The organism is Spirillospora sp. NPDC048823 (assembly GCF_043198445.1).
Taxonomy (GTDB): Bacteria; Actinomycetota; Actinomycetes; order Streptosporangiales; family Streptosporangiaceae; genus Spirillospora.
Genome location: NZ_JBICUT010000028.1, coordinates 12,399 through 35,247, shown reverse-complemented (window position 1 = coordinate 35,247; position 22,849 = coordinate 12,399). Strand labels below are relative to the sequence as shown.

22 protein-coding genes are annotated in these 22,849 nt (G+C 72.3%); 15 read left to right on the top strand and 7 right to left on the bottom strand.

Going from position 1 to position 22,849, the window contains the following annotated elements; translation table 11 throughout:
- Positions 1–179 precede the first annotated feature (179 nt).
- Both ltrA and murA read left to right on the top strand, forming a co-directional pair.
- Positions 180–1,376, top strand: a complete 1,197-nt coding sequence (gene ltrA, locus ACGFK0_RS36960; RefSeq protein ID WP_392913280.1) for a group II intron reverse transcriptase/maturase — start codon at positions 180–182, stop codon at positions 1,374–1,376.
- 107 nt (positions 1,377–1,483) lie between these two features.
- Positions 1,484–2,785, top strand: coding sequence for a UDP-N-acetylglucosamine 1-carboxyvinyltransferase (murA, locus tag ACGFK0_RS36955; protein WP_392913278.1), 1,302 nt, complete (start codon positions 1,484–1,486; stop codon positions 2,783–2,785).
- Positions 2,786–2,798: 13 nt separating this feature from the next.
- Here murA and ACGFK0_RS36950 read toward each other — a convergent pair whose 3' ends face one another.
- Positions 2,799–3,338 (bottom strand): hypothetical protein, encoded by a 540-nt coding sequence (locus tag ACGFK0_RS36950; RefSeq protein WP_392913276.1) that lies wholly within the window; start codon positions 3,336–3,338, stop codon positions 2,799–2,801.
- A 110-nt stretch (positions 3,339–3,448) separates the two neighbouring features.
- On the opposite strand from ACGFK0_RS36950, the gene ACGFK0_RS36945 reads away from it, so the two are divergent.
- The 3 genes from ACGFK0_RS36945 (at position 3,449) to ACGFK0_RS36935 (ending at position 7,742) form a co-directional block, all read left to right on the top strand.
- Complete coding sequence (locus tag ACGFK0_RS36945) at positions 3,449–4,312, top strand: hypothetical protein (RefSeq protein ID WP_392913274.1); 864 nt, start codon at positions 3,449–3,451, stop codon at positions 4,310–4,312.
- A 132-nt stretch (positions 4,313–4,444) separates the two neighbouring features.
- Complete coding sequence (locus ACGFK0_RS36940; RefSeq protein ID WP_392913271.1) at positions 4,445–6,046, top strand: long-chain-fatty-acid--CoA ligase; 1,602 nt, start codon at positions 4,445–4,447, stop codon at positions 6,044–6,046.
- A gap of 130 nt (positions 6,047–6,176) precedes the next feature.
- On the top strand, positions 6,177–7,742 hold the full coding sequence (locus tag ACGFK0_RS36935) for an FAD-dependent monooxygenase (RefSeq protein WP_392913269.1): 1,566 nt from the start codon (positions 6,177–6,179) through the stop codon (positions 7,740–7,742).
- A 238-nt stretch (positions 7,743–7,980) separates the two neighbouring features.
- On the opposite strand, the gene ACGFK0_RS36930 is transcribed toward ACGFK0_RS36935, so the two are convergent.
- Positions 7,981–8,388 carry a DUF2795 domain-containing protein gene (locus ACGFK0_RS36930; RefSeq protein WP_392913266.1) on the bottom strand — a complete coding sequence of 136 codons (408 nt, stop codon included), beginning with the start codon at positions 8,386–8,388 and terminating at the stop codon, positions 7,981–7,983.
- A 103-nt stretch (positions 8,389–8,491) separates the two neighbouring features.
- Between ACGFK0_RS36930 and ACGFK0_RS36925 the strand changes: the two genes are divergently transcribed.
- Positions 8,492–8,842, top strand: a complete 351-nt coding sequence (locus tag ACGFK0_RS36925) for a hypothetical protein (RefSeq protein ID WP_392913264.1) — start codon at positions 8,492–8,494, stop codon at positions 8,840–8,842.
- 21 nt (positions 8,843–8,863) lie between these two features.
- Here the strand turns inward: ACGFK0_RS36925 and ACGFK0_RS36920 are convergent, their stop codons facing one another.
- Complete coding sequence (locus ACGFK0_RS36920; RefSeq protein ID WP_392913262.1) at positions 8,864–10,264, bottom strand: cytochrome P450; 1,401 nt, start codon at positions 10,262–10,264, stop codon at positions 8,864–8,866.
- A 145-nt stretch (positions 10,265–10,409) separates the two neighbouring features.
- Here ACGFK0_RS36920 and ACGFK0_RS36915 point away from each other — a divergent pair, with 145 nt between their 5' ends.
- Entirely contained in the window at positions 10,410–10,598 is a 189-nt protein-coding gene (locus ACGFK0_RS36915) for a DUF5302 domain-containing protein (RefSeq protein WP_392913260.1), read from the top strand.
- A gap of 75 nt (positions 10,599–10,673) precedes the next feature.
- Here the strand turns inward: ACGFK0_RS36915 and ACGFK0_RS36910 are convergent, their stop codons facing one another.
- From ACGFK0_RS36910 to ACGFK0_RS36895, 4 genes are all read right to left on the bottom strand, one after another.
- Positions 10,674–11,312, bottom strand: a complete 639-nt coding sequence (locus ACGFK0_RS36910) for a pyridoxamine 5'-phosphate oxidase family protein (protein WP_392913258.1) — start codon at positions 11,310–11,312, stop codon at positions 10,674–10,676.
- 82 nt (positions 11,313–11,394) lie between these two features.
- On the bottom strand, positions 11,395–12,432 hold the full coding sequence (locus ACGFK0_RS36905) for an MBL fold metallo-hydrolase (RefSeq protein ID WP_392913256.1): 1,038 nt from the start codon (positions 12,430–12,432) through the stop codon (positions 11,395–11,397).
- A 99-nt stretch (positions 12,433–12,531) separates the two neighbouring features.
- Positions 12,532–13,407, bottom strand: coding sequence for a hypothetical protein (locus ACGFK0_RS36900; RefSeq protein WP_392913254.1), 876 nt, complete (start codon positions 13,405–13,407; stop codon positions 12,532–12,534).
- Between the two features lie 52 nt (positions 13,408–13,459).
- Positions 13,460–14,764: a M20/M25/M40 family metallo-hydrolase gene (locus ACGFK0_RS36895; RefSeq protein ID WP_392913252.1), complete on the bottom strand. Its 1,305-nt coding sequence runs from the start codon at positions 14,762–14,764 to the stop codon at positions 13,460–13,462.
- A gap of 211 nt (positions 14,765–14,975) precedes the next feature.
- Between ACGFK0_RS36895 and ACGFK0_RS36890 the strand changes: the two genes are divergently transcribed.
- From ACGFK0_RS36890 to ACGFK0_RS36855, 8 genes are read left to right on the top strand one after another with little or no spacing between them, the layout of a single operon-like run.
- Positions 14,976–16,595: an ABC transporter substrate-binding protein gene (locus ACGFK0_RS36890; protein WP_392913250.1), complete on the top strand. Its 1,620-nt coding sequence runs from the start codon at positions 14,976–14,978 to the stop codon at positions 16,593–16,595.
- A 6-nt stretch (positions 16,596–16,601) separates the two neighbouring features.
- Positions 16,602–17,528: an ABC transporter permease gene (locus ACGFK0_RS36885; protein ID WP_392913248.1), complete on the top strand. Its 927-nt coding sequence runs from the start codon at positions 16,602–16,604 to the stop codon at positions 17,526–17,528.
- Between the two features lie 9 nt (positions 17,529–17,537).
- A complete protein-coding gene (locus tag ACGFK0_RS36880; RefSeq protein WP_392913246.1) occupies positions 17,538–18,440 on the top strand; it encodes an ABC transporter permease in 903 nt (300 codons plus the stop codon).
- 20 nt (positions 18,441–18,460) lie between these two features.
- A complete protein-coding gene (locus tag ACGFK0_RS36875; RefSeq protein ID WP_392913244.1) occupies positions 18,461–19,495 on the top strand; it encodes an ABC transporter ATP-binding protein in 1,035 nt (344 codons plus the stop codon).
- A complete protein-coding gene (locus tag ACGFK0_RS36870; RefSeq protein WP_392913242.1) occupies positions 19,479–20,516 on the top strand; it encodes an ABC transporter ATP-binding protein in 1,038 nt (345 codons plus the stop codon). The genes ACGFK0_RS36875 and ACGFK0_RS36870 overlap by 17 nt, the downstream gene beginning before the upstream one ends.
- 43 nt (positions 20,517–20,559) lie before the next feature.
- Positions 20,560–21,420, top strand: coding sequence for a spermidine synthase (locus tag ACGFK0_RS36865; RefSeq protein ID WP_392913240.1), 861 nt, complete (start codon positions 20,560–20,562; stop codon positions 21,418–21,420).
- Complete coding sequence (locus ACGFK0_RS36860) at positions 21,420–22,004, top strand: sigma-70 family RNA polymerase sigma factor (protein WP_392913238.1); 585 nt, start codon at positions 21,420–21,422, stop codon at positions 22,002–22,004. The genes ACGFK0_RS36865 and ACGFK0_RS36860 overlap by 1 nt, the downstream gene beginning before the upstream one ends.
- A gap of 49 nt (positions 22,005–22,053) precedes the next feature.
- Entirely contained in the window at positions 22,054–22,827 is a 774-nt protein-coding gene (locus ACGFK0_RS36855; RefSeq protein ID WP_392913236.1) for an SDR family oxidoreductase, read from the top strand.
- Positions 22,828–22,849: the final 22 nt, after the last annotated feature.

The window sequence follows — 22,849 nt, the reverse complement described above, 5'->3', positions numbered from 1 at the left end:
CCCGGTCCAACCACCCCGGCGGGCGTCGGTCTGCCGTAGCGGAAGGCGGGGCAGGTCGCGTTGATGGCCGCCCGTCGAGTGCGAAAGTGCGACGACTTCAACGCAAGCTATGGGCTGCGGCCAAGCAGTCTCCGGAGCGGCGCTTTCACGCCCTGTATGACCGTGTCCACAGAGGTGACGTGCTGTGGGAGGCGTGGCAGCGTGTCCGGGCCAACAGAGGGGCCGCCGGGGTTGATCGGGTGACCCTGGCGTTGGTGGAGGAGGAGTACGGCGTCCAGCGTATGCTCGCCGAGCTTCAGCATGACCTTCGCGCAGGTTGTTATCGCCCCGCGCCTGCCAGGCGTGTGGAGATCCCGAAATCACAGGGTGGCAAACGGCCACTGGGTATCCCCACGGTCCGCGATCGTGTGGCTCAGCAAGCCGCCAAGCTGGTGCTGGAACCTATCTTCGAGGCCGGCTTCTTGCCGGTGTCGTATGGGTTCCGGCCGAAGCGGTCGGCGACGCAGGCGATGGAGCGGCTCCGTACGGGCTTCATCGAGGGTCAGGTGTTCGCGGTCGAGTTCGACATCGTCAACTTCTTCGGTGAGATCGGCCATGACCGGTTGCTCGCCGAGGTCGGGGGGCGGGTGTCGGATCGGTGGATGCTCAAACTGGTCCGTTCGTGGCTGCAAGCGGGTGTGATGGAGGGCGGGGAAGTCACGCGGACGGTCGCGGGCACCCCGCAAGGTGGCGTGATCTCGCCTCTGCTGGCCAACATCTATCTGCACGTCCTGGACACCGAGCTGGCCCGCCGCAGGGTGGGTGAGCTGGTGCGCTATGCCGACGACGGCGTGGTGCTGTGCCGCAGCATGGCACAGGCACGGACGGCCCTGGCCGTGGTCGAGGAGATCCTCGGCTCGCTGGGGTTGCGGCTGCATCCGGACAAGACGAAGGTCGTTGACCTCGGAGAGGGCCGGGAAGGACTCGACTTCCTCGGCTGCCACTTCAGAGCCCGCTTCTTGGGCCGGGTGTGGGAGAAGTACGGGAAGATCCGCTACTACCTGCACCGATGGCCGAGCCAGGCGGCGATGAAGAAACTCCGGTCCAGGGTCCATGAGCTGACCGACCGCCGCCGGTCGGGAACGGATGTCCGCGCGGTGATCGCGGACTTGAATCCGATCCTGCGCGGCTGGGGCAACTACTTCCGAACCGGGAACGCCGCAGCCAAGTTCCGCCAGATCGACCGGTATGTCGTTTATCGGCTCCACCACCTGATGGTCAGGAAACGGGGTCGTAATCTGCGCGCCGGACGAGCCGCTGAGTGGAACGAGGAGTGGTTCAACGGGCACGGCCTGTACCGCCTGCGAGGCACCATCCGCTACCCAGGAGCTGCGTAGCCATGTCAAGAAGATCATCGGTAAGCCGTATGCGGGAAAACCGCACGTACGAGCTTGAAAGGGGGACGGGGAATCGGGCCTCCACGGCACCGCGCCCCTGACTACCAATGACTGAGAAGTTGTGGCAGATCGAGCCGTCAGGGCCGTTGCGCGGTGACGTCACCGTGCGGGGGGCGAAGAACGCGGTCAGCAAGCACATGGTCGCGGCGATGCTGGGGGACGGGCCGAGCACGATCGGCAACGCGCCGGACGTCGGTGAAGTCGGGATCACGGCGGGGATGCTGGAGCACGTCGGGATGACCGTGGAGCGGTCCGGCGGCGATGTGACCGTCGTGCCGGGGCCGGTGGCCGATCCGAGTGTCGGCAAGGCGTTCACCGGGTTGAACCGCATCCCGATCCTGATGCTGGGGCCGCTGCTGCATCGGGCGGGCGAGGCGTTCGTGCCGCTGGTCGGCGGCGACCCGATCGGCAGGCGGCCGGTCGACTTCCATGTGGACGCGCTGAGGGCGTTCGGGGCCGAGATGACGTACGCGGCCGACGGGATCCACGCGCGGGCGACGCGACTGGTGGGGGCGCGGATCGAGCTTCCGTACCCGAGTGTCGGCGCCACCGAGACGGTGCTGCTGGCGGCGGTGCGGGCCGAGGGCAAGACCGTCATCCGCAACGCGGCCACCGAGCCGGAGATCATCGAGCTGGCGCTGTTCCTGCAGCGGATGGGGGCGCGGATCTCGTTCGCGCCGGACCGCCGGATCGTGGTGGAGGGCGTCGAGCGGCTGAGCGGTGCGCTGACGCGGCTGGAGGGCGACCGGATCGAGGCGTTCTCCTACCTGGTGGCGGGGCTCGTCACCCGGGGGGAGGTGCGGGTGCACGGATGCCCGCAGGACCGGCTCGTCACGGCGATCACGACGCTGACCAGGATGGGCGCGGAGTTCGAGATCACCGATGACTGGATCATGGCGTCGGCGCCGAACGGGCTGAGTCCCGCGGCGGTGCAGACCGACACGCATCCCGGGTTCGCGACGGACTGGCAGACGCCCCTGATGGTGCTGTTCACCCAGGCGGACGGCATGTCCGTGCTGCACGAGACCGTGTACGAGAACAGGCTCGCGTACGTCCCGGCGCTGCAGAGCATGGGCGCGGAGATCGAGGTCTACGACACCTGCCTGGGCGGCCCCGCGTGCCGGTACCACGACACGGCGGCGCTGCACTCGGCCGTCGTGCGGGGAGTGAGCAAGCTCCGCGGCGGTGACGTGACCATGCCCGACATCCGGGCCGGGTTCTCGGCGGTGCTGGCGGCGGCGGTGGCCGAAGGGCCGTCCACGCTGCGCGGCGTGCACCACATCGAGCGCGGCTACCACCGGCCCGTGGAGCAGTTCCGGGCGCTGGGGCTCGCGCTGCGGGCGGGTTAGCCCGGGGTTCTGATCAGCCGGGAGTTCTGACGTTCACGGCCGTGTCCGGCCAGGTGAACGTGAGTGCGCCGCCGACGGGGAGGTCGCGCCAGAGCGGTGCCAGTTCGTCCAGGCGGTCGAGGATGCGTTCGACGATGGGCGCGTCCTCGGGTGGGATCCGCCTGCGTTCGGCCCCCGCGGGCGTCCGGGCTCCGGCGCGGCGTCTCCAGGCGATGTCGCACAGGCCCGCGAAGTGCTCGGACCTGGCCATGTCGCTGCGGTCCGACCTGCTGAGGGACGCCTCGCGCTTCTTCAGTCTGCGCTGTTCCCGGGCCCGGCGGCGCGGATCGCCGGGCGTCTCGGTCGTCGCCGAGAAGCCGCCGCCGCCGGCCGCGGCCCGTCCGTAGACGCCGGACGCCAGCCCCAGCTCCGCCTCGGCCAGGTAGTGGACGAGGTCGTGCGGGATGTTCTCGTCGTATCCGGGTGCGGGGTCCATCCGGCGCGGATGCCGGCCGGGCAGGGAGACGACGGTCGCGTACCGGCGTTCCCCTGTGCGTTCGAAGGCGACGTCCATGCCGTCAGGTTAGGCCGGACGATTCGCCGCCGCATTTCCTTTTCCGGCGCAGACCCGCCGACGGCCGAAAGCTACAAGACGGATGCGGAGGCGGGGGCCACGCTGGAGTGATGAACCTGAACAAGGCATCCGACTTCATGGCCATGCACGCGCGTATCCTCGACCGCCGCCGCTTCGAGCTCCTGATGGGCGAGGGCGACCGGGACGCGCTGCTCGCCGCACTGAACGCCTACCGGAACCCCGACGGCGGCTACGGTCACGGCCTCGAGCCCGACCTCCGGTCGAGGACGAGCCAGCCGGGCCCCGCGCTGCACGCGTTCGAGGTCTTCGAGGAACTCGCCCCCGTCACCGTCCCCGAGGCCGCCGCGCTCTGCGACTGGCTGGAGTCGGTGACGCTGCCCGACGGCGGCCTGCCGTTCGGCCTGCACATCCCCGACCCGGCCGGCTGCGCGCCGTTCTGGGCGGGCGCCGATCCGGAGACGTCCTCTCTGCAGATCACCGCGGTGGTCGCGGCGACGGCGCAGCGCGTCGCCGCCCACGACAAGGCGGTGGCCGGCCATCCCTGGCTCGATCGCGCCACCCGCTTCTGCCTCGACGCCGTCCGGGCGAAGAGCGAACTGCACGCCCTGGAGCTGGCCTTCAGCCTGTGGCTGGCCGACGCCGTCCACGACACCGAGGTCATCGAGCTGCTCGGCGGGCACATCCCGGAGAACGGCCGCGTCCACGTCCAGGGCGGGCTGGAGGACGAGATGATGCGGCCGCTCGACTTCGCGCCGTACCCCGGCCGTCCCGTCCGGGCCCTCTTCGCGCCGGAGATCCTGGCGGCGGAGTTGCGGCGTCTCGACGAGCAGCAGCAGGACGACGGCGGCTGGCGCGTCGACTTCGCCAGCCATTCGCCCGCCGCGGAACTGGAATGGCGCGGGTACACGACCGTCAGGGCCGTCTCCATCCTCACCCGCGACACGGAACGCTGAAGCGAGCCGCGGGTGAAGTGCGCGGGGGGCGAAGTGCGCGGGGGCCCGCGGCGCGCCCGGTGGGCGGGGCGTGCGTCCATGGGATGCTTGAGACGCAGGTCACATACGCTCCGACGCACCCGGAGGCTCCCGATGGACAACGGCGTTGGCCGCACGGCGCTCACCCCGCTCGCGTTCCTGAACCGGTCGGCGGACGTGTTCCCCGGCAAGACCGCCTACGCCTACGGTGATCGGCGCGTCACGTACGAGGAGTTCGCCGCCGAGGCGACCCGGCTCGCCGCCGCGCTGCGGGCGTCGGGGATCGGGCCGGGCGACCGGGTGGCGTTTCTGGCGCCGAACGTCCCGGAGCTGCTGGTGGCGCACTTCGGGGTGCCGCTCGCGGGGGCCGTCCTCGTCGCGATCAACACGCGGCTGGCCCCGGAGGAGATCCGCTACATCCTCGGCCACTCGGGTGCGAAGGCGCTGGTCGTGGACGCGGGCCTGCATCCGTCGGTGGCGCCGCTCGCGGGCGGGCTGCCCGAGGTCGTCACCGTCCCGGCCGCCGGCGTCGAGCCCGACCCGGCGGTCGGCGGCATCGCCTATGGCGAGCTGATGGCGCGCGGCTCGGACGACCCGCTGCCCTGGGAGGTGGACGACGAGGACGCCGCCATCTCGATCAACTACACGTCCGGCACCACGGGACGGCCGAAGGGCGTCGTCTACACGCACCGCGGCGCGTACCTGAACGCGCTCGGCGAGGTGACGCACTCGCGGCACACGCCCGACAGCGTGTACCTGTGGACGCTGCCGATGTTCCACTGCAACGGCTGGTGCACGCCGTGGGCGCTCGCCGCGATCGGCGGGACGCAGGTATGCCTGCGCGCCGTCGCCGCCGGCGAGGTGTGGCGGCTCATCGACACCGAGGGCGTCACGCACCTCAACGGCGCGCCGACCGTGCTGGTGGCGATCGCGAACGCGGCGGAGGCGCATCCGCTGGAGCGGCCCCTGACCGTCACGACGGCGGGCGCCCCGCCGAGCCCCACGATCATCGGGCAGATGGAGGGGCTCGGCGCCGGCATCGTCCACGTGTACGGGCTGACGGAGACCTACGGGCCGTACTCGGTGTGCGAGCCGCAGCCCGGATGGCCCGCCCTGGCCGCCTCCGAGCGGGCACGGCTGCTGGCCCGGCAGGGCGTCGGCATGATCCAGACCGACGGGCTGCGCGTCGTCGACGACGACATGAACGACGTCCCGGCGGACGGGGAGACCCTCGGCGAGATCGTCATGCGCGGCAACAACGTCATGAAGGGCTACCACCGGGACGAGGAGGCGACCGCGAAGGCGTTCCGGGGAGGCTGGTTCCACTCCGGCGACCTCGGCGTCCGCCACCCGGACGGCTATGTCGAGCTGCGCGACCGGTCCAAGGACATCATCATCTCCGGCGGCGAGAACATCTCGACGGTGGAGGTGGAGCGCGCGATCGACTCGCATCCCGCCGTGCTGGAGGTCGCCGTCGTCGCGGTGCCGGACGACAGGTGGGGCGAGCGCCCCAAGGCGTTCGTGGTGCTCCGCGACGGACATGACGCGACCGGGGCCGAGCTGGTCGGGCACGTCCGGGAGAGCCTCGCCCGGTTCAAGGCGCCCGACTCGGTGGAGTTCGTGACCGAGCTGCCGAAGACGTCCACCGGCAAGATCCAGAAGTTCCAGCTCCGGGAGAAGGAGTGGGCGGGCCGGGACCGCCGCGTCCAGGGCTGACCGGCGCCGGGCGGAAAACGGCACGAATCGCCTGCCGTACGGTGTGCCCGGCAGGTGAGGACCGGCGGTTCCTGGGAAGTGTCTCCAAGGCGGCGGCCGGGCCGGCCGCCGAGCGCGAGGAGGGAGTGGGATGTCGCCCACCGGGAAGCCGACGGGGAACGTGCTGATCGTGGGGGCGGGCCCGACCGGTCTCCTGCTGGCGGGCGACCTGGCCGTGGCCGGGATCGGCTGCACGGTGCTGGAACGCCGCGACGCCGAGACGAGCAACCTGACGCGGGCGTTCGCCGTGCACGCCCGCACGCTGGAGATGCTGGACGCGCGCGGCGTCGCGGACGAACTGGTCGCGACCGGCGAACGGGTCGGCGAGGTGCAGGTGCTGCGGAGCAGCAGCCTCGACCTCTCGCGGCTGCCGGGCCGCTTCCCGTACGTGCTGGTCACTCCGCAGTACGAGACCGAACGCGTGCTGAGGGAACGGGCGCTGGCCGCCGGCGCGGAGATCGTGCACGGCGCCGAGGTCGTCGGGCTGAGCCAGGACGCGGCCGGTGTCGACGTCGAGGTCCGGATGTCCGGCGGCGGCGCACAGACCCGCCGCGCGTCCTATGTCGTCGGCGCCGACGGAGTCCGGAGCGCCGTCCGGCGTGAGCTGGGGCTGCCGTTCCCCGGGCAGGCGGCCGTGCGGTCGGTGATGCTCGCCGATGTCCGGCTGGACGACCCGCCGGCCGACGTCCTGACGGTCAACGCGGTCGGCGACGCGTTCGCGTTCCTGGCGCCGTTCGGGGACGGCTGGTACCGCGTGATCGCCTGGAACCGCCGCCACCAGGCGCCCGACTCCGACCCCGTCGACATGGGCGAACTGCGGGACGTGACGCGCCGCGCTCTCGGCACCGACCATGGCATGCACACCCCGCGCTGGACGGCACGCTTCCACAGCGACGAGCGGCAGGTGCCGAAGTACCGGGTGGGCCGGGTGTTCCTCGCCGGCGACGCCGCGCACGTCCACACCCCGGCGGGCGGGCAGGGCATGAACACCGGGATGCAGGACGCCGCGAACCTCGGCTGGAAACTCGCGGCGGAACTGTGGGGCTGGGCCCCGTCGTGGCTGCTCGACAGCTACCACGAGGAGCGGCATCCGATCGGGCGGCTCGTCGTGCGCGGCAGCGGCGCGACACTGCGGTTCGTCCTCGCCGAACCGCTCTGGCTCCGCAGGGCGCGCACCGCCGCGGCGTGGGCGGCGACCCGCACCCGCCCGGTCGCGCGGCGGCTGGCGGGTGCCGTGTCCGGCATCGACATCGCCTACCCGGCGCCGCGCGGCTCCCACCCCCTGACCGGCAGGCGCGCACCGGACGTCCCCCTGGCCGGGAGCCCGGGCCGGCTGTACGGGCTGCTCGGCGACGGCGCCTTCGTGCTGGTGGTCGCGGCGAACGACCCCGCGGTGACCTACCTGGCGACCAAGCGGTGGGCGGGGCGCGTGCACTGCGCCCTCGCGGGCGGCGCGACCCGCACGACGGCGCTGGTGCGGCCGGACGGCTACATCGCGTGGGCGACCGACGAGACGGCGCCCGACCGGCGGGCCGCGGCGATCCGCGACGCCCTGAACCAGTGGTGCGGGCAGCCCGCGGAACGGCCCGTCCACGAACCGCATCCGGTCGACGGAGTGCCCGGGGACGACCGGACCGGGGAGGGGCGGAGGATCTGACATGCCGGACGGCGCGGGGAGCCGGAACGTGGCCCGCAAGCTGCTCGCCTCGCACCTGGCGGGCGGCGAGAGGCCCTCGACCTGGACCGCGTCCGGACGGACGTGTCGGCCCAGTACGTCGACCACAACCTGCTGCAGTCCGACGAGCGCAACATGGCCGACCACATCTTCCTGCGGTCGGCGTGCCGCCGGTACGGGCGCGCCCTCCGGGGGCGGTGAGCGCGGCGCCCGATGAGGGTCAGTAGAGCCGCTGCTCGCGGCCGTAGCCGAGTTCCTCGGCCACGTCGGCGACGTTCTCGTACTCGCGTCTGGGCAGCGTCCGCAGCTGCTCGACCGCCGCGTCGGGCGCGTCGGCCTCGGCGGCGTGCCGGATCAGCTCGTTCGGCCGCGCCGGGTAGCGGATGCCGCTGAGCATGCGGGCGAGGGCGCTGCGCCCTGCGACGTCCTGCGCGCTCATCCCGGGCGGGGAGCCCTCGCGCTCTCCGGCGGCCGGCGCGGTCGGATCCGCGGGGTAGTCGTCGGAGTAGGGCTCGGTCTCCTTGAACTCCTGGGCGTGCGTGGGGTGACCGCCGCTGACCATTCCCTGCGTCTCGCGGGCGATCTCCTCGTCCACCTTCGCGCCGTGCTTGTCACTCTTGTCTGGCATCGTTCGTCCTCCCTGCCGCGCCTACCGGTGAGAACGTTCCCGGGCGGACGTGCCCAAACATGGGACCGGCCGTCCGGCCCGGGGGCGCGGTACGGTGTGGCGCATGCTGCCGCAGGAGGGCGTGAACGCCGTTCGGGTCGTGGTCGCCCTGCTGGTCGCGGGAGACTACGAGGAGCTGGAGACGCTGACCGAGGGGCGCAGGATGAGCGCCTCCGGCATGTCCGGCGCGATCGAGGGGAGCGGGCTCGATCTGATCAGCCCGCCGGAGGACGCCTTCGACGCCGTCGACGTGATCGGCGTCGAGCAGGTCACCGGCGCACGGCGGGCGTTCCGCGTGGCGTTCCCGCTGTGGACGGCGCAGGAGGGCCGCTCGGCCCTGGATCTGCGGCTCACGCTCAGCGAGGTCATGGACGGCGTGTGGACCGTGGAGCTGGACGGCATCGGCGCACGCTGACGTCCATCCCCCGGCGGAGCGTCAGGACTGGGACAGGCGCATCATCCGCAGGACGCGCCGGACCAGCGAACTCGACGCGGCCTCGGCCGCCGCCTCCCGCTCGGGCGCCGCCTCCCCCCCGGCCGGACGCGCGCGCGGCGGCGGGTCCGCGGGCAGTTCGTAGTTGACCGGCAGCGACCGCAGGCCCCGCATCATGGGGGAGGACCGCCACGGAAGCTGGTCGGGGGGCAGCGCGAGCCGCAGCGCGGAGAACCGCTCGAACAGCCGCTCCACCGCGATTGTGGTGATGGTCGTGGCGAGGTCGCGGCCGAGGCAGGCGTGCGGCCCGGCGCCCCAGGCCAGGTGCGCCCGGGAGCTGTAGATCGAGTCGGGGTCCATGGTGCCGGTGAACGCGGGGTCCAGGTGCGCGGCGGCGGGCGACAGCATGACGGGGTCTCCGGCCGCGATCTGGAACCGCCCGATGCGCACGTCGGTCTTCGGCCACCGGAACGTCAGGTTGGCCATCGGCGGGCTGGAGATTGCGGCCCGGTTGACCGCCTCCGGCAGCATCCCGGCGGAGATGCTGTCCCGGACGCCGGTGTCCCCGATGATCACTTCGGCGATCGTGTTGCAGACCAGCGTCCCGGTGTAGTCGCCGACCAGCCCGATGATCATGATCATCTCGCGGCTGAGCTCATCGACGGTCAGGTCGGGCACCGCGGCGAGCATGTAGGACGGCAGGTCCTCGCCGGGGGCGGCCATCTTGGCGGCGCAGATGCCGGCGACCTCGGCGCCCAGCCGCGCCGCCGCCTCGGCGGCGTCCGGCCCGGCGTCCAGCATCCGCCACATGTCCATGATGATCTCGTCGCCGCGTCCGGACTCGGCGCCGAGCAGCCGGCCCACGATCATCAGCGGCAGCGGCCGGGCGTACTGCGCCGACAGATCGGCCCATCCGCCGCGGTCCCCGTTCTCCGACAGGACGGTGATCAGCTCGTCGGCGTACCGCCGGATGTCGCGCTCCAGTTCCTTGGCCTGCGTCTGCGTGCGGTCCTGGAAGGGGCGCAGGCCCTCGCTCCAGGCGCTGCGCAGCCGGGTGAGGTCGGTGCCGTCGCGGAACACCGAGTTGTCGACCTCGAAGGCGGGCAGCAGCGGCCAGTCGGCCGGGACGCGGCCCTCCCGGCGCGCCCGCCACGAGTCGAGGCGCTTGCTCCAGATGCCCCGCGTGTCGCGCAGGATGTCGAGCGTCTGGGGGTAGCCGATGACGAGCCATGCCGGGACGCCGAGGACGTCCACCGGCGCGACCGGTCCGTACTCGGCGCGGAGCCGCTCGTAGAAGAGCGCGGGCCTGGATTCGTAGTCGCGGTTCACCAGCGGCTGGACGGCGAGCGACTCCAGCGGCGGATGGGAGGGGGCGGGCTCTGCCTGCGGGATCTGGGGCTCCACGGGCACAAACCATAGGAGAGATCGTTATGCGCGGACCAGTTGATGGCGAAATATCCTGAGACGATCTTCCCCCGGGGGGCGCAGATGGCTGCTTTACCTCGGGTATGTGAGGCTGGGGGTGCCACTACGAGAGCTGGAGGTCCGCATGGCCGACTCGGCAGGAGAACCAGAGGACGGCGAGAACGACGTGAAGCGCCGGTTCCGGGAAGCCCTGGAGCGCAAGCGCGGAGCGGCGGGCAAGAACGCCGGCGCGTCCGGCAAGAGCGGCTCGAAGGTGCGCGGCAAGCACGCCCGTGCCGATCATCAGCGGCAGTTCCGCCGCAAGAGCGGCTGACAGGGCCGCCCGACCCGTGACCCCCGCGCGCGTCGCGCGGGGGTCGACCCGTCCACGTGGCCGCCGGCCGGCGCGTCAGCTCCGGTACAGCTTCTTCGCGTAGTTGGCCTCGGAGTAGTACTGCTCCAGCTCCTCCACGCTCTTCTCCGCGTACCGCAGGTCGCCGACGATGCGGGCGTGCGACGGAAGCGCGTCCGGGTCCCAGGTGTCCGGCCTCCACAGCTTCGAGCGCATGAGCGCCTTGGCGCAGTGGAAGAAGACCTGCTCGATCTCCACGATCACCGCCAGGGCCGGGCGGTGCCCCTTGACGGTCATCTCGTCGAAGAACGGCGCGTCCCGGACCAGCCGGGCCCGGCCGTTGAGCCGCAGCGTCTCGCCGCGCCCCGGAACGAGGAAGATCAGCCCGATGCGCGGATTGCTCAGGATGTTCATGAAGCCGTCGGCGCGGCGGTTGCCGGGACGGTCCGGGACGGCGATCGTCGCGTCGTCGATGACGTGCACGAACCCGGGCGGGTCGCCCTTGGGCGAGACGTCGCAGTTGCCGTCCGCGTCGCTGGTGGAGATCAGGCAGAACGGGGACCGCGCGAGCCATTCCCTGTCCCAGGCGTGCAGCGTGACGCGCTCCTTGGCGACCGCCACCGGCATCGGCGCGCCGAGGAGCTCGCGCAGCTCCTCCGGAGAGGTGATCGGAGTGGACTCGGGGGCGAGCGTCATCGCCGCTCCTTCCGGGAGGGGAACCGGAAGATCAGCCTAACCCCGGCGATTCCGGGCCTGACGGCCGCGTCTCGCGGCGCGGTCAGCTCCGCGCGGCGTAGCGGCGGACGCCGGCCTCGTCGTGGGCGTCCAGGACGCCCCGGTCGGCCAGGACGTCCAGGTGGGCCTCGATCTCCAGGACGGCCAGCATCCGGCTGAAGGCGTCCAGGTCGCCGAGCGAGCGCCTGCGGCGCGTCCACGGCATGGCGGCCGCGACCTCGAAGGCCGTCGTGTGGCCCGCGCGGACCTGCGCGGCGGCGGTGTCGAGCCGCTCGGCGTGATGCTCCATCAGCTGGTCGATCCGGGTGTGCACGCTCGGCGTCACGGGGCCGTGCGCGGGCAGCAGCAGCGTGTCGGGCATGTCGCGGACGAGGCGCAGCGACTCCAGGTAGCTGCGCAGCGGCTTGCGCTCCGGCTCGGTCTCCAGCCCGATCGACGGGGTGATGTGCGGCAGGACGTGGTCTCCGGCGAACAGCAGCCCGGCGTCCGCGTCCCGCAGGACGATGTGGCCTCGGGTGTGGCCCGGCGTGGCGAGCACGTCCAGGCCCCGCCCGGTCAGGCCGACGCGTTCCCCGTCGTCGAGCCAGGCGTCCGGGAGGGTGTGCGGGACGTCGCGCTCGGACCGCTCGACGGGCGTCCCCGCGATCTCGTCGGCGATCGCGTCCGCGCCGCAGCGGCGCAGCATCTCGACCTGCCGGGGGTGCAGCCCCCGGCGGACGTCGAACGCCTCGATGGACGCCCGCTCGCCGCGCCCGATGCGCACCCGCGTCCCGAACGACTCGCGCAGGGCGAGGGCCTGAGAGTAGTGGTCCCAGTGCGCGTGCGTGACGAGGAACTGCGCCACGTCGTCCAGCCCGTGGCCGAGCGTGCGCAGGGCACGTTCCAATGACGTCCGCGTGTCCGGCATGGCCCAGCCGGAGTCCACCACGACGACGCCGCCGGCGTCCTCGATGACGTACACGTTGACCGCGTGCAACGCGGGGATCGGCAGCGCCAGGGGGATCCGGTGGACCCCCGGCGCCACGGGATGCGCGCCGGGTTCGGTCCAGTCAGTCGGCTGCTCCACGACCGGTGCCGTCACCGCGCGCCCCCTGTTGTCGATCACCCGTATTGGAATTCCGTTCTACTAGAACGTACTTCATGCCGTACACCCGGTTCGTGACCGGGGTGGTGGCCTGGGTCACCCGTGCCGCGCGTCCCGGTCGGCCGCACGGCGCGCCTCCGCGGCCGCCGCGCCGGCCTCCCGAGCCGCCTCCTCGGCGCGGGCGCGGTTCTGCTCGGCGCGCTCCGCCCGCCGCGCCGCCGCGTCGCGCTCGGCGACCGCCTGCTCCAGCTCGTGCCGGAGCCGCCCCACCTCAGCGGACGCCTCGCCCGCCGCCCGCTTCGCCTCGTCGGCCCGCTCCCGGCGCTCGGCGAGCTTGCGGTCCGCCTCTTCGGCGCGCCTGCGCAGCGTCTCCGCCCGCCGTGCCCGCGCGGCACTCGTCCGGGTGACGTTCGACCTCGCCCGCCGGGGTTCCTTCACCGTCGCGGCCTTCTCCCCCTCCTCCTCCTCCTCCTCCTCCTCGGCCCCCGGTGCCATGGGGAATCCGGCGGGGACGAAACCGGTGTGGCTGCGCGGCTGCGGCAGCCGCCCCTCCCGCACCTCCTCGGCGATGCCCGCGTCCACCGTCGCCGCCTGGAGCGTGTCCTCCACCTCGCGGAGGGCCTGCTCGCGCAGCGGATTGCCCGCCTGCGCGGCGAGTTCGCCCGCGGCGCGCACCAGCGACCCGACCAGTCGGGCCCGGCGCTGCTCCAGGTCCCCGAGCCCGCCGCCCGAGCCCCACGCCGAGCGCAGCTCGTCCCCGACGTCCAGCAGCCTTCCCAGCTCGCCGGCGGCCGAGCGGGCGAGAAGGTTCACCGCCCAGGCCGACAGCGTCGGGCGCCGCAGCGCCCCGATCCGCTTGGCGAGCGGCCCGTCGCCCGCCGCCTTCGCGTCCTGGGCCAGGCGCTTGCGGGTCGCCACGAACTGCGCGGGCTGGACGCCGTAGAGCTCATCGGCCGCACTGGAGAAGTCCACGCCCCGTCTCTACCCGTTTCAGCTCCCCACCCGTTTCAGTTCTCCACCCGGTTCAGCGGGTGTCGAGGAAGCGGTCCAGGACCCGGGTTCCGAAGGCCAGGCCGTCCAGCGGCACCCGCTCGTCCACGCCGTGGAACATTCCGAGGTAGTCCAGATCCGGCCCGAGCAGCAGCGGCGCGAAGCCGAAGCTCGCGATGCCGATCCGGTGGAACGCCTTGGCGTCGGTCCCGCCCGCCATCACGTACGGGACGGGGCGGGCGGACGGGTCCTCGGCGCGCAGCGCGCCCGCGAGCGCGGCGAACGTCGGGCCCGCCGGGTCGGCGGCCGGGGCCTCCTCATGGTTGATGAACTCGCGGGTGACGCCCGGGCCGAGGAGCCGGTCGACGGTGGCGAGGAACTCCTCGCCCGTGCCGGGCAGGTAGCGGCCGTCGACCTGCGCGGTCGCGATGTCCGGCACGACGTTGACCTTGTAGCCGGCGTCGAGCCGGGTCGGGTTGGCCGAGTTGCGGACCGTCCCGGCGAACAGGCGGCCGACGCCGCCGAGGCGGGCGGCCTCCTCGTCGAGCCGGTCGTGGTCGATGGCGGTGCCGAGCGCGTCCGCCAGGCCGTCCAGCAGGGCCCGGACGCCGGGGGTCAGCCGGACGGGCCAGCGGTGGGAGGCCAGCCGGGACACGGCGTGCGCGATCTCGGCGACGGCGTTGCCGGGCGCCGGCTTGGACCCGTGCCCGGCGGTGCCGCGCGCCGTCAGCCTCATCCAGGCGGTGCCGCGCTCTCCGGTCGCGATCGGGTAGATCCGCGTCCCGCCCGCCTCCACGCTGAACCCGCCGGACTCGCTGATCGCCTCGGTGCAGCCGTCGAAGAAGTCCCGGTGCTCGCGCGCGACGTACCGGGACCCGTAGTCGCCGGTGCACTCCTCGTCGGCCAGGAACGCCAGAACGAGGTCCCCGCGCGTGCGCCGCCCCTCGCGGAGCCGCCGCCGGACGGTGGCGAGCGTCATCGCCACGCTGCCCTTCATGTCGACCGCGCCGCGCCCCCACACGCACCCGTCGCGGACCTCGCCCGAGAACGGCGGGACGGTCCACCCGGACGGGTCGGCGGGCACCACGTCCAGATGGCCGTGGACCAGGAACGCGGGATGCGCGGGGTCGGTGCCGGGAATGCGGGCCAGCACGCTGGCGCGGCCGGGCGCGGCCTCGACGATCTTCGCCTCGGCGCCCGCCTCGTCCAGCAGCGCGGCGACGTGCTCGGCGGCCGGCCGCTCCGGGCGCGCCACGCCCTCACCCCGGTTGGTGGTGTCGAAGCGGATGAGATCGGCACAGATCGCGGCCGCCTCGGTCCCGGTCGGGTCGTCGCGCACCTTCCCCCCCCAGCAGCCACTTCCGTAATAAACCTGTATTTTCGCCGCTCGCTGACCTCTGTCAATGGAAGATCAAGAACGTCTCGATCCGGTTTCGACTCCGTGAGCCCCGTACACAAACCGTCACCGTGAGCAGACGCTGCGAGGAATCTAGGTGCCGCGGGTGGCCAAGCACCCGCGGCGCGACGCAGCGACCGGGCCGAGGAGGACCATGTCAAGCCAGAGGGGTGCCGGAAGGGGTGTCCGCGGGAGGGTCGCGGGGCTCGCCGCGGTGGCGCTGGCCGCGTCGCTCGGCCTGTCGGCCTGCGGCGGCGACAGCGCCGGCGCGAGCGACGGCACGTTCACCGTGGGCCATTCCGAACCCGACCACCTGATGCCCGCCAACACCACGAGCAGCTACTCCTTCGACGTGATCACCGAGCTGTTCGACAACCTGATGACGCTCGACGCGGAGGGCGAGGCCGTCCCGCTGGCCGCCGAGTCGGTCACCTCCGACGACCAGAAGGTCTGGACGATCAAGCTGAGGCCGGGGCAGAAGTTCCACAACGGCGAGCCGGTGACCGCGCAGAGCTTCGCCGACGCCTGGAACCACGCCGCGTACGGGCCGAACGCCATGGGCGCCAACGACTACTTCTCGGCCATCGAGGGGTACGAGGCGATGAACCCCGAGGACGAGAACGCGAAGCCGGAGGCCGAAACGCTGTCCGGGGTCGAGGTCGCCGACCAGAACACGCTGAAGGTCACGCTCGGCGACCCGTTCAGCCCGTTCCCGCTCCTGCTCACCCACCCGGCGTACGCGCCGATGCCGAAGGCCGGGCTCAAGGACCCCAAGGCGTTCGACGAGCATCCGATCGGCAACGGCCCGTACATGATGGACGGCGGCTGGGAGCGCAACAAGCAGATCAAGCTCGTCGCGTTCCCCGGCTACACCGGGCCGCGCAAGCCCAAGAACAAGGGCGTGACCTGGAAGAGCTACTCCAGCGCCGACACCGCCTACACCGACCTGCGGGCCGGCCGGATCGACGTCCTGCAGACCATCCCGTCCGGCAAGGTGCCCGAGGCGAAGCAGGTGCTGGGCGACCGGTTCCTCGCCCGCAAGATGAGCACGACCGACTACCTGGGCTTCCCGCTGTTCGACGAGCGGTTCGCCGACCCGGACCTGCGCAAGGCGATCTCGATGGTCATCGACAGGGAGGGCATCAACAAGGCGGTCTACAACGGCGACTACTTCCCGGCCGACTCGCTGGTCCCGTCCATCATCCCCGGCCACCGCGACAACGCCTGCGGCGAGCCGTGCACCTACGACCCGGCCAAGGCCAAGCAGCTGTTCGACAAGGCCGGCGGGTTCAAGGGGACGATGGAGCTGTACTTCTCCAACTCGCAGCCGACCTACGCGCAATGGATGCGGATCGTCGCGAACTCCCTGCGCGACAACCTCGGCATCCAGGACATCGAGTTCCGGCAGGTGCCCGCGTCCGACTACTTCTCCATGCTGAGGGAGCGCGAGGAGAAGGGCCCGTACCGGCAGAACTGGGAGGCCGACTTCCCGAGCCCGCAGAACTACCTGGAGAACCTGTGGGGCTCGGCCAACAACCGCATGGGCTGGACGAACAAGGAGTTCGACGACCTCATCGCCAAGGCCAACCGGACGGCCGACCGGCAGGAGGCCGTGAAGCTCTACAACCAGGCCGAGGACATCGCCATCCGGGAGATGCCGATGATCCCGCTGTGGACGTGGGCGGGCCAGGGCGGCCGGTCGGACGACGTGGGGAACGTCAGGATCACCCCGTTCTCGACCGGCCTGGTCGCCACCGAAGTGACGGTGAAGTAGCCCGCGATGTGGCGCTACGTCGTCCGGCGGCTCCTGCAGGCGGTCCCGGTCTTCTTCGGCACCACGCTGCTCATCTACGCGATGGTGTTCGCGCTGCCGGGCGACCCGATCCAGGCGCTCGCCGGGGACAAGCCGGTCCCGGACAACGTCCTGCGGGAACTCCGGGACCGGTACAACCTGGACGATCCGCTGCTGGTGCAGTACGCGAAGTACATGTGGGGTCTCGTCCAGGGCGACCTGGGCGAGAACTACACCGGCCAGAGCGTCTCGGAGATGCTCAGCGGGCGCTGGGCGGTGACCGCGCAGCTGGCGCTCACCGCCTGGATCTTCGAGCTGGCCATCGGGATCGTCCTCGGCGTGTGGGCGGGCCTGCGGCGCGGCAGGCTCGCCGACACCCTCGTCCTCGGCGGGACGACCCTGGTGATCGCGGTCCCGGTGTTCGTCCTCGGCTACATCGCGCAGATCGTCTTCGGCCTGCACTGGAAGATCTTCCCGACGGCCGGGACGGACGAGGGGTGGCCGCTGAGCTACCTGCTGCCCGGCATCGTGCTGGGCTCGCTCGGCCTGTCGTACGTGGCGCGGCTGACCCGGACGAGCCTGTCGGAGAACCTGCGGGCCGACTACGTCCGCACCGCCAACGCCAAGGGGCTGTCGCGGGCGCGGGTCGTCGGGCGGCACGCGCTGCGCAACTCGCTGATCCCGGTGGTGACCTACCTCGGCGTCGACTTCGGGAACCTGATGGGCGGCGCGATCGTGACCGAGGGCATCTTCAACCTGCCCGGCATCGGCCAGCAGGTGTTCCAGTCGATCCAGCTCAAGGAGGGCCCCGTCGTGGTCGGCGCGGTCACGGTGCTCGTGCTGATCTTCCTGCTGGTCAATCTCCTCGTGGACCTGCTGTACGGGGTCCTGGACCCGAGGATCAGGTACGAGTAGGGGGCGGCGATGACGGCGAAGGAGGCGGAGGCCGAGGCCCTCGCCGCCGCGGGCGGGGAGATCGGCCGGGCCTCGCTGTGGGACGACGCGTGGCGCGACCTGCGGCGCCGCTGGGTCTTCTGGGGTTCGGTGTCGATCCTCGCGGTGGTGGCGTCGATGGCGGCCTTCCCGGGCCTGTTCACCGGCCGCGCGGCCAACGAGGGCTGCGACCCGAACCTGGCCAAGCTGGGCCCGTCCGGCGAGCACTGGTTCGGCACCGACCTCGCGGGCTGCGACTACTACGCGCACGTCGTGCACGGCGCCCGGCCGACGCTGCAGATCGGCGTCGCGGTCACGCTGTTCGCACTGCTGATCGCGCTGGTGTTCGGGATGCTGGCGGGCTACTATGGCGGGTTGCCGGACGCGCTGATCGCCCGGATCACCGACGTGTTCTTCGGGCTGCCGTTCGTGCTGGGCGGCACCGTGATCCTCGTCGCGTTCCCCGGCCACGGCGTCGGCGCGATGACGCTGGTGCTGGTGCTGCTCGGCTGGACGACGATGATCCGCATCATGCGGGGGCAGGTCATCTCCGTCCGCGACGCCGACTACGTGCAGGCCGCGCGGCTGCTCGGCGCGTCCGACCCGCGGATCATGATGCGGCACATCCTGCCGAACGCGATCGCCCCGGTGATCGTGATCGCCACCCTCAACGTCGGCAACGTGATCGTGGGGGAGGCGACGCTGGACTTCCTCGGCGTCGGCCTGCAGTACCCGCAGGTCTCCTGGGGCCTCCAGCTCGGCCAGGCCAAGGACGTCTTCATGACCGACCCGCACCTGCTGATCTTCCCCGCGGCGTTCCTGTCGGCGACGGTCCTGAGCTTCCTGATGCTCGGCGACGCCGTCCGCGACGCCCTCGACCCGAAGCTGCGGTGACCGATGACCGGAGGCATCACATGACGGCGGACCTGAAGGGCGGCCCGGTCCCGGCGCCCCGCCCGGACGCGCCGCTCCTCGCCGTCGACGACCTGCACGTCAGTTTCCGGATGCGCGGCCAGGACGTGCACGCGGTGAACGGGCTGTCGTACACCCTCGCCCAGGGGGAGACGGTCGCGATCCTCGGCGAGTCGGGGTCGGGCAAGAGCGTCGCGGCCCAGGCCGTCATGGGCATCCTCGACGTCCCGCCCGCCCGGATCGGCCGGGGGTCGGTGCGGCTGCGCGGCGAGGAACTGCTGGGCCTGCCCGAGCGGCGGCGCCGCGAGTACCGCGGCGACCGCGTCTCGATGATCTTCCAGGACGCGCTGACCGCGCTGAACCCGGTGTTCACCGTCGGCGACCAGATCCGCGAGATGTACCGGGTGCGCCGCGGCCTCGGCCGCAGGGAGGCGAAGGACCGGGCCGTCGAGCTGATGGAGCGGGTCCGCATCCCGTCGGCGGCGCGGAGGCTCGGCGACTACCCGCACCAGTTCTCCGGCGGAATGCGCCAGCGCATCATGATCGCGATGGCGCTGGCGCTGGAACCGGACGTGCTGATCGCCGACGAGCCGACCACCGCCCTCGACGTGACCGTGCAGGCGCAGGTCATGCGGCTGCTGGCCGGGCTCCAGGACGAGATGGGCATGGGCATGGTGCTCATCACCCACGACCTCGGCGTCGTCGCCGGCGTGGCCGACCGGATCGTCGTCATGTACGCCGGGTCCGTCGCCGAGCAGGCACCCGCCCGGGGGCTGTACGCGCGGCCCGCCCACCCCTACACGCGCGGGCTGCTCGCGTCGGTGCCGCGCCTCGACCGGCGCGGGAAACCGCTCGTCCCGATCAAGGGGGCGCCGCCGGACCCCGCCGCGCTGCCGCCCGGCTGCCCGTTCCGGCCGCGCTGCCCGCGCGCGGAGGCGGTCTGCTCGGCGGAGCGGCCGCCGCTCGTCACCGTCGCGCCCGGCCACGCCGCCGCCTGCCACTTCGCCGAGGAGGTTCACGATGCCGGACCCGAGTGAGCGCGCACCCCGGCGGGACGCCCCGGTCCTCCGGGTGGAGGGGCTCGTCAAGCACTACCCGGTGACCCGCGGCATGCTGCTCAAACGCCCGGTCGGGCACGTCAAGGCCGTGGACGGCGTCGACCTGCAACTGCGCCGCGGCGAGACCCTCGGCGTCGTCGGCGAATCCGGATGCGGCAAGTCGACGCTGGCCAGGCTGCTGCTCGCCGCCGAACGCCCCACGGCCGGGACGGTCCGCTTCGACGGCCGCGACGTCTTCGCCATGCCGAAACCCGAACTGCGGGCGCTGCGCCGCCGGATCCAGATGGTGCTCCAGGACCCCTACTCGTCCCTCAACCCCCGCATGACGGTCGGCGACATCGTGGGGGAGCCCTTCGCGATCCACCCCGAGGCCGCCCCGAAACGGCGGCGGCGGGCGCGCGTCGAGGAACTGCTGGAACTCGTCGGCCTCGACCCCGGCCACGTCAGCCGGTACCCGCACCAGTTCTCCGGCGGGCAGCGCCAGCGCGTCGGGATCGCCCGCGCCCTCGCGCTGCGCCCCGACGTGATCGTGTGCGACGAGCCGGTGTCGGCGCTGGACGTCTCCGTCCAGGCGCAGGTCATGAACCTGCTCGCCGAGCTGCAGCGGGAACTGGGCCTGGCGTACGTGTTCATCGCACACGACCTGGCGGCCGTCCGGCACATCTCCGACCGCATCGCCGTCATGTACCTCGGCAAGGTCGTCGAGACCGGCGACGAGCACCAGATCTACGAGCACCCCACCCACCCGTACACGCAGGCGCTGCTGTCGGCCGTCCCGGTGCCCGACCCGGACGCGCCCGGATGGTCCGGCCGGATCGGGCTGGAAGGGGAACCGCCGTCGCCGCTGGACCCGCCGTCCGGCTGCCGGTTCCGGACCCGCTGCTGGAAGGCCCGCGACGTGTGCGCGGAACGGGAGCCCGCACTGGAGGAGCGGGACGGCTCCGCCCACCCCAGCGCATGCCATTTCGCGGCCGAGGAGGCCCTCACCGAACAAACCTGACGTTCCGCCGGTCTCCCGCAAGGGGTTCCGTAGGGTGGTGGACATGGCGCGCAAGGGCAGGCACGGTCCCCGGCCGAACACCTACAGGATCGACGGCGGGGAAGCCGAACTGCTGCGGGACGCCGACCGCGACGGCGGCTGGATGCTGCTCGTCGGGGGTGTGCCCCAGTCGTACGTGAACCTGTCCGACCCCACCTATCTCGACTTCGAGTACATGCGCCTCATGGGCGACGTGGTCGACTCCCTCGGCGAGGACGGCCGGGCGTTCGACGCGGTCCACATCGGCGGCGCCGGCTGCACCCTGCCCCGCTACATCGCAGCGACCCGGCCCGGGTCCCGGCAGATCGTCCTGGAACCCGACGCGGAGCTGGTCCGGCTCGTCCGCGAGCAGCTTCCCGTCAAGGGGATCCCCGGCCTGCGGATCCGCGTCACCGACGGGCGGACGGGGATCGCGGCGCTCGCCGACGGGGCCGACGACCTCGTGGTGATGGACGCGTTCGCCGAGGCGTCGATGCCGCCCGAGCTCGCGACCCGCGAGTTCGTACTGGACGCCGCGCGGGTGCTGCGGCCCCGGGGCGTATACATGATCAACGTCGCCGACGGGTTCCGGCTGCCGTTCGCCCGCCGGGTCGCCGCCACCGTGCGGTCGGTGTTCCGGCACACGCTGCTGATGGGCGACCCGGGCGTACTGCGGGGCCGCCGGTTCGGCAACCTGATCGTGGCCGGGTCGCGCGAACCGCTCCCGGTGTCCGCGCTGACGCGCCGCGCGGCGGGCGGCATCGTCCGGGCCCGGCTGCTGGAGGGCGGCGACCTCGCCGCGTTCTGCGCGGGCGCCGCGCCGATGCACGACGGCGAGGAGATCGTCGCGCCCGTCCCGCCGCCGCAGGTCTTCGGGAGACCCTGATGGACACCGGGCCGATGGCGGCCGGCGAGGCCGCGGAGTTCGAGGCGATGCGCCCCAGGCTGACGGGCATCGCCTACCGGATGCTCGGGGAGGTCCAGGAGGCCGAGGACGCGGTGCAGGACGCGTTCCTGCGCTGGAACCGCACCGACCGGGCCGCCGCCGAGGAGCCGCGGGCCTGGCTGACCAAGGTCGTCACCAACCTGTGCCTGAACCGGCTGACCTCCGCGCGGGCCCGCCGCGAGTCCTACATCTGGCCGTGGCTGCCCGAGCCGGTGCCGGCCGCCGCGCCGGGGCCGCTGGAGCCGCTGGAGACCGTCCAGCAGCGCGACTCGGTGTCACTGGCGCTGCTGACGCCGATGGAGTCGCTCACCCCCGCCGAACGGGCGGTGTTCGTGCTGCGGGAGGCGTTCGCCTACCCGCACCGGCAGATCGCGGACATCCTGGAGGTGTCGGAGGCGTCGAGCCGGGTGCCGGAGGTCTCCGGCGACCGGATCACGAGCCTGTTCATCATCGTCAATCCCGACAAGCTCGCCTTCGCCGACCGGGCGCTGTCACGTTCCGGGGAGTCGTCCGGTCCATCCTGACGGGAAGGGTCCCGATGGACGGACGGGACCCGAGTCGAAGGAGGAACCGATGATTCTCGTGACCGGGGCCAGCGGCACACTGGGCGGCCCCCTCACCCGCCTGCTCGCCGAGGCCGGGGCGGACGTGCACGGGCTGAGCCGCCGCACCAGGGACCCGGAGGGCGGCGTGACCTGGCACAGGGGCGATCTGTCCACCGGCGAGGGCATCGACGCCGCCGTCGCCGGCGCCGAGACGATCGTGCACTGCGCCAGCGACCCGTTCCACACCAAGCGGGACCTGCCCGCCGCGCGCCTGCTGATCGAGGCCGCGCGCAAGCAGGGCGCCCCGCACCTGATCTACATCTCGATCGTGGGCGTGGACAAGATCCCCTACGGCTACTACCGCACGAAGTACGCGGTGGAGAGGCTCATCGAGGACTCCGGGCTGCCGTACACGATCCTGCGGACCACGCAGTTCCACACGCTCCCGGACATGGCCCTGAACGTCCTCACGAAGATCCCCGGCATCGCCGTGCTCCCGAAGGGACTGCGCGACCAGCCGATCGACGTCGGAGAGGTCGCCGGGCGGCTCGCGGAACTGGCCCTCGCCGGCGGGCCCGCGCGGCGGGTCGACGACATGGGCGGCCCGGAGGTGCTGGCGTTCGAGGAGATGGCCCGCGCGTACCTGCGGGCGCGAGGGTTGCGCCGGCCCGTCCGGGTGCCGCTGCCGCTCTTCGGAAAGGTCGTCCGGGGATTCCGGGACGGGCACCACCTGACGCCCGGCCACGCCGTGGGCGAGCGAACCTGGCGACAATTCCTTGACGAACGCCACACGCGCACCTGACGGACGGATTCCGGTCGGTTCC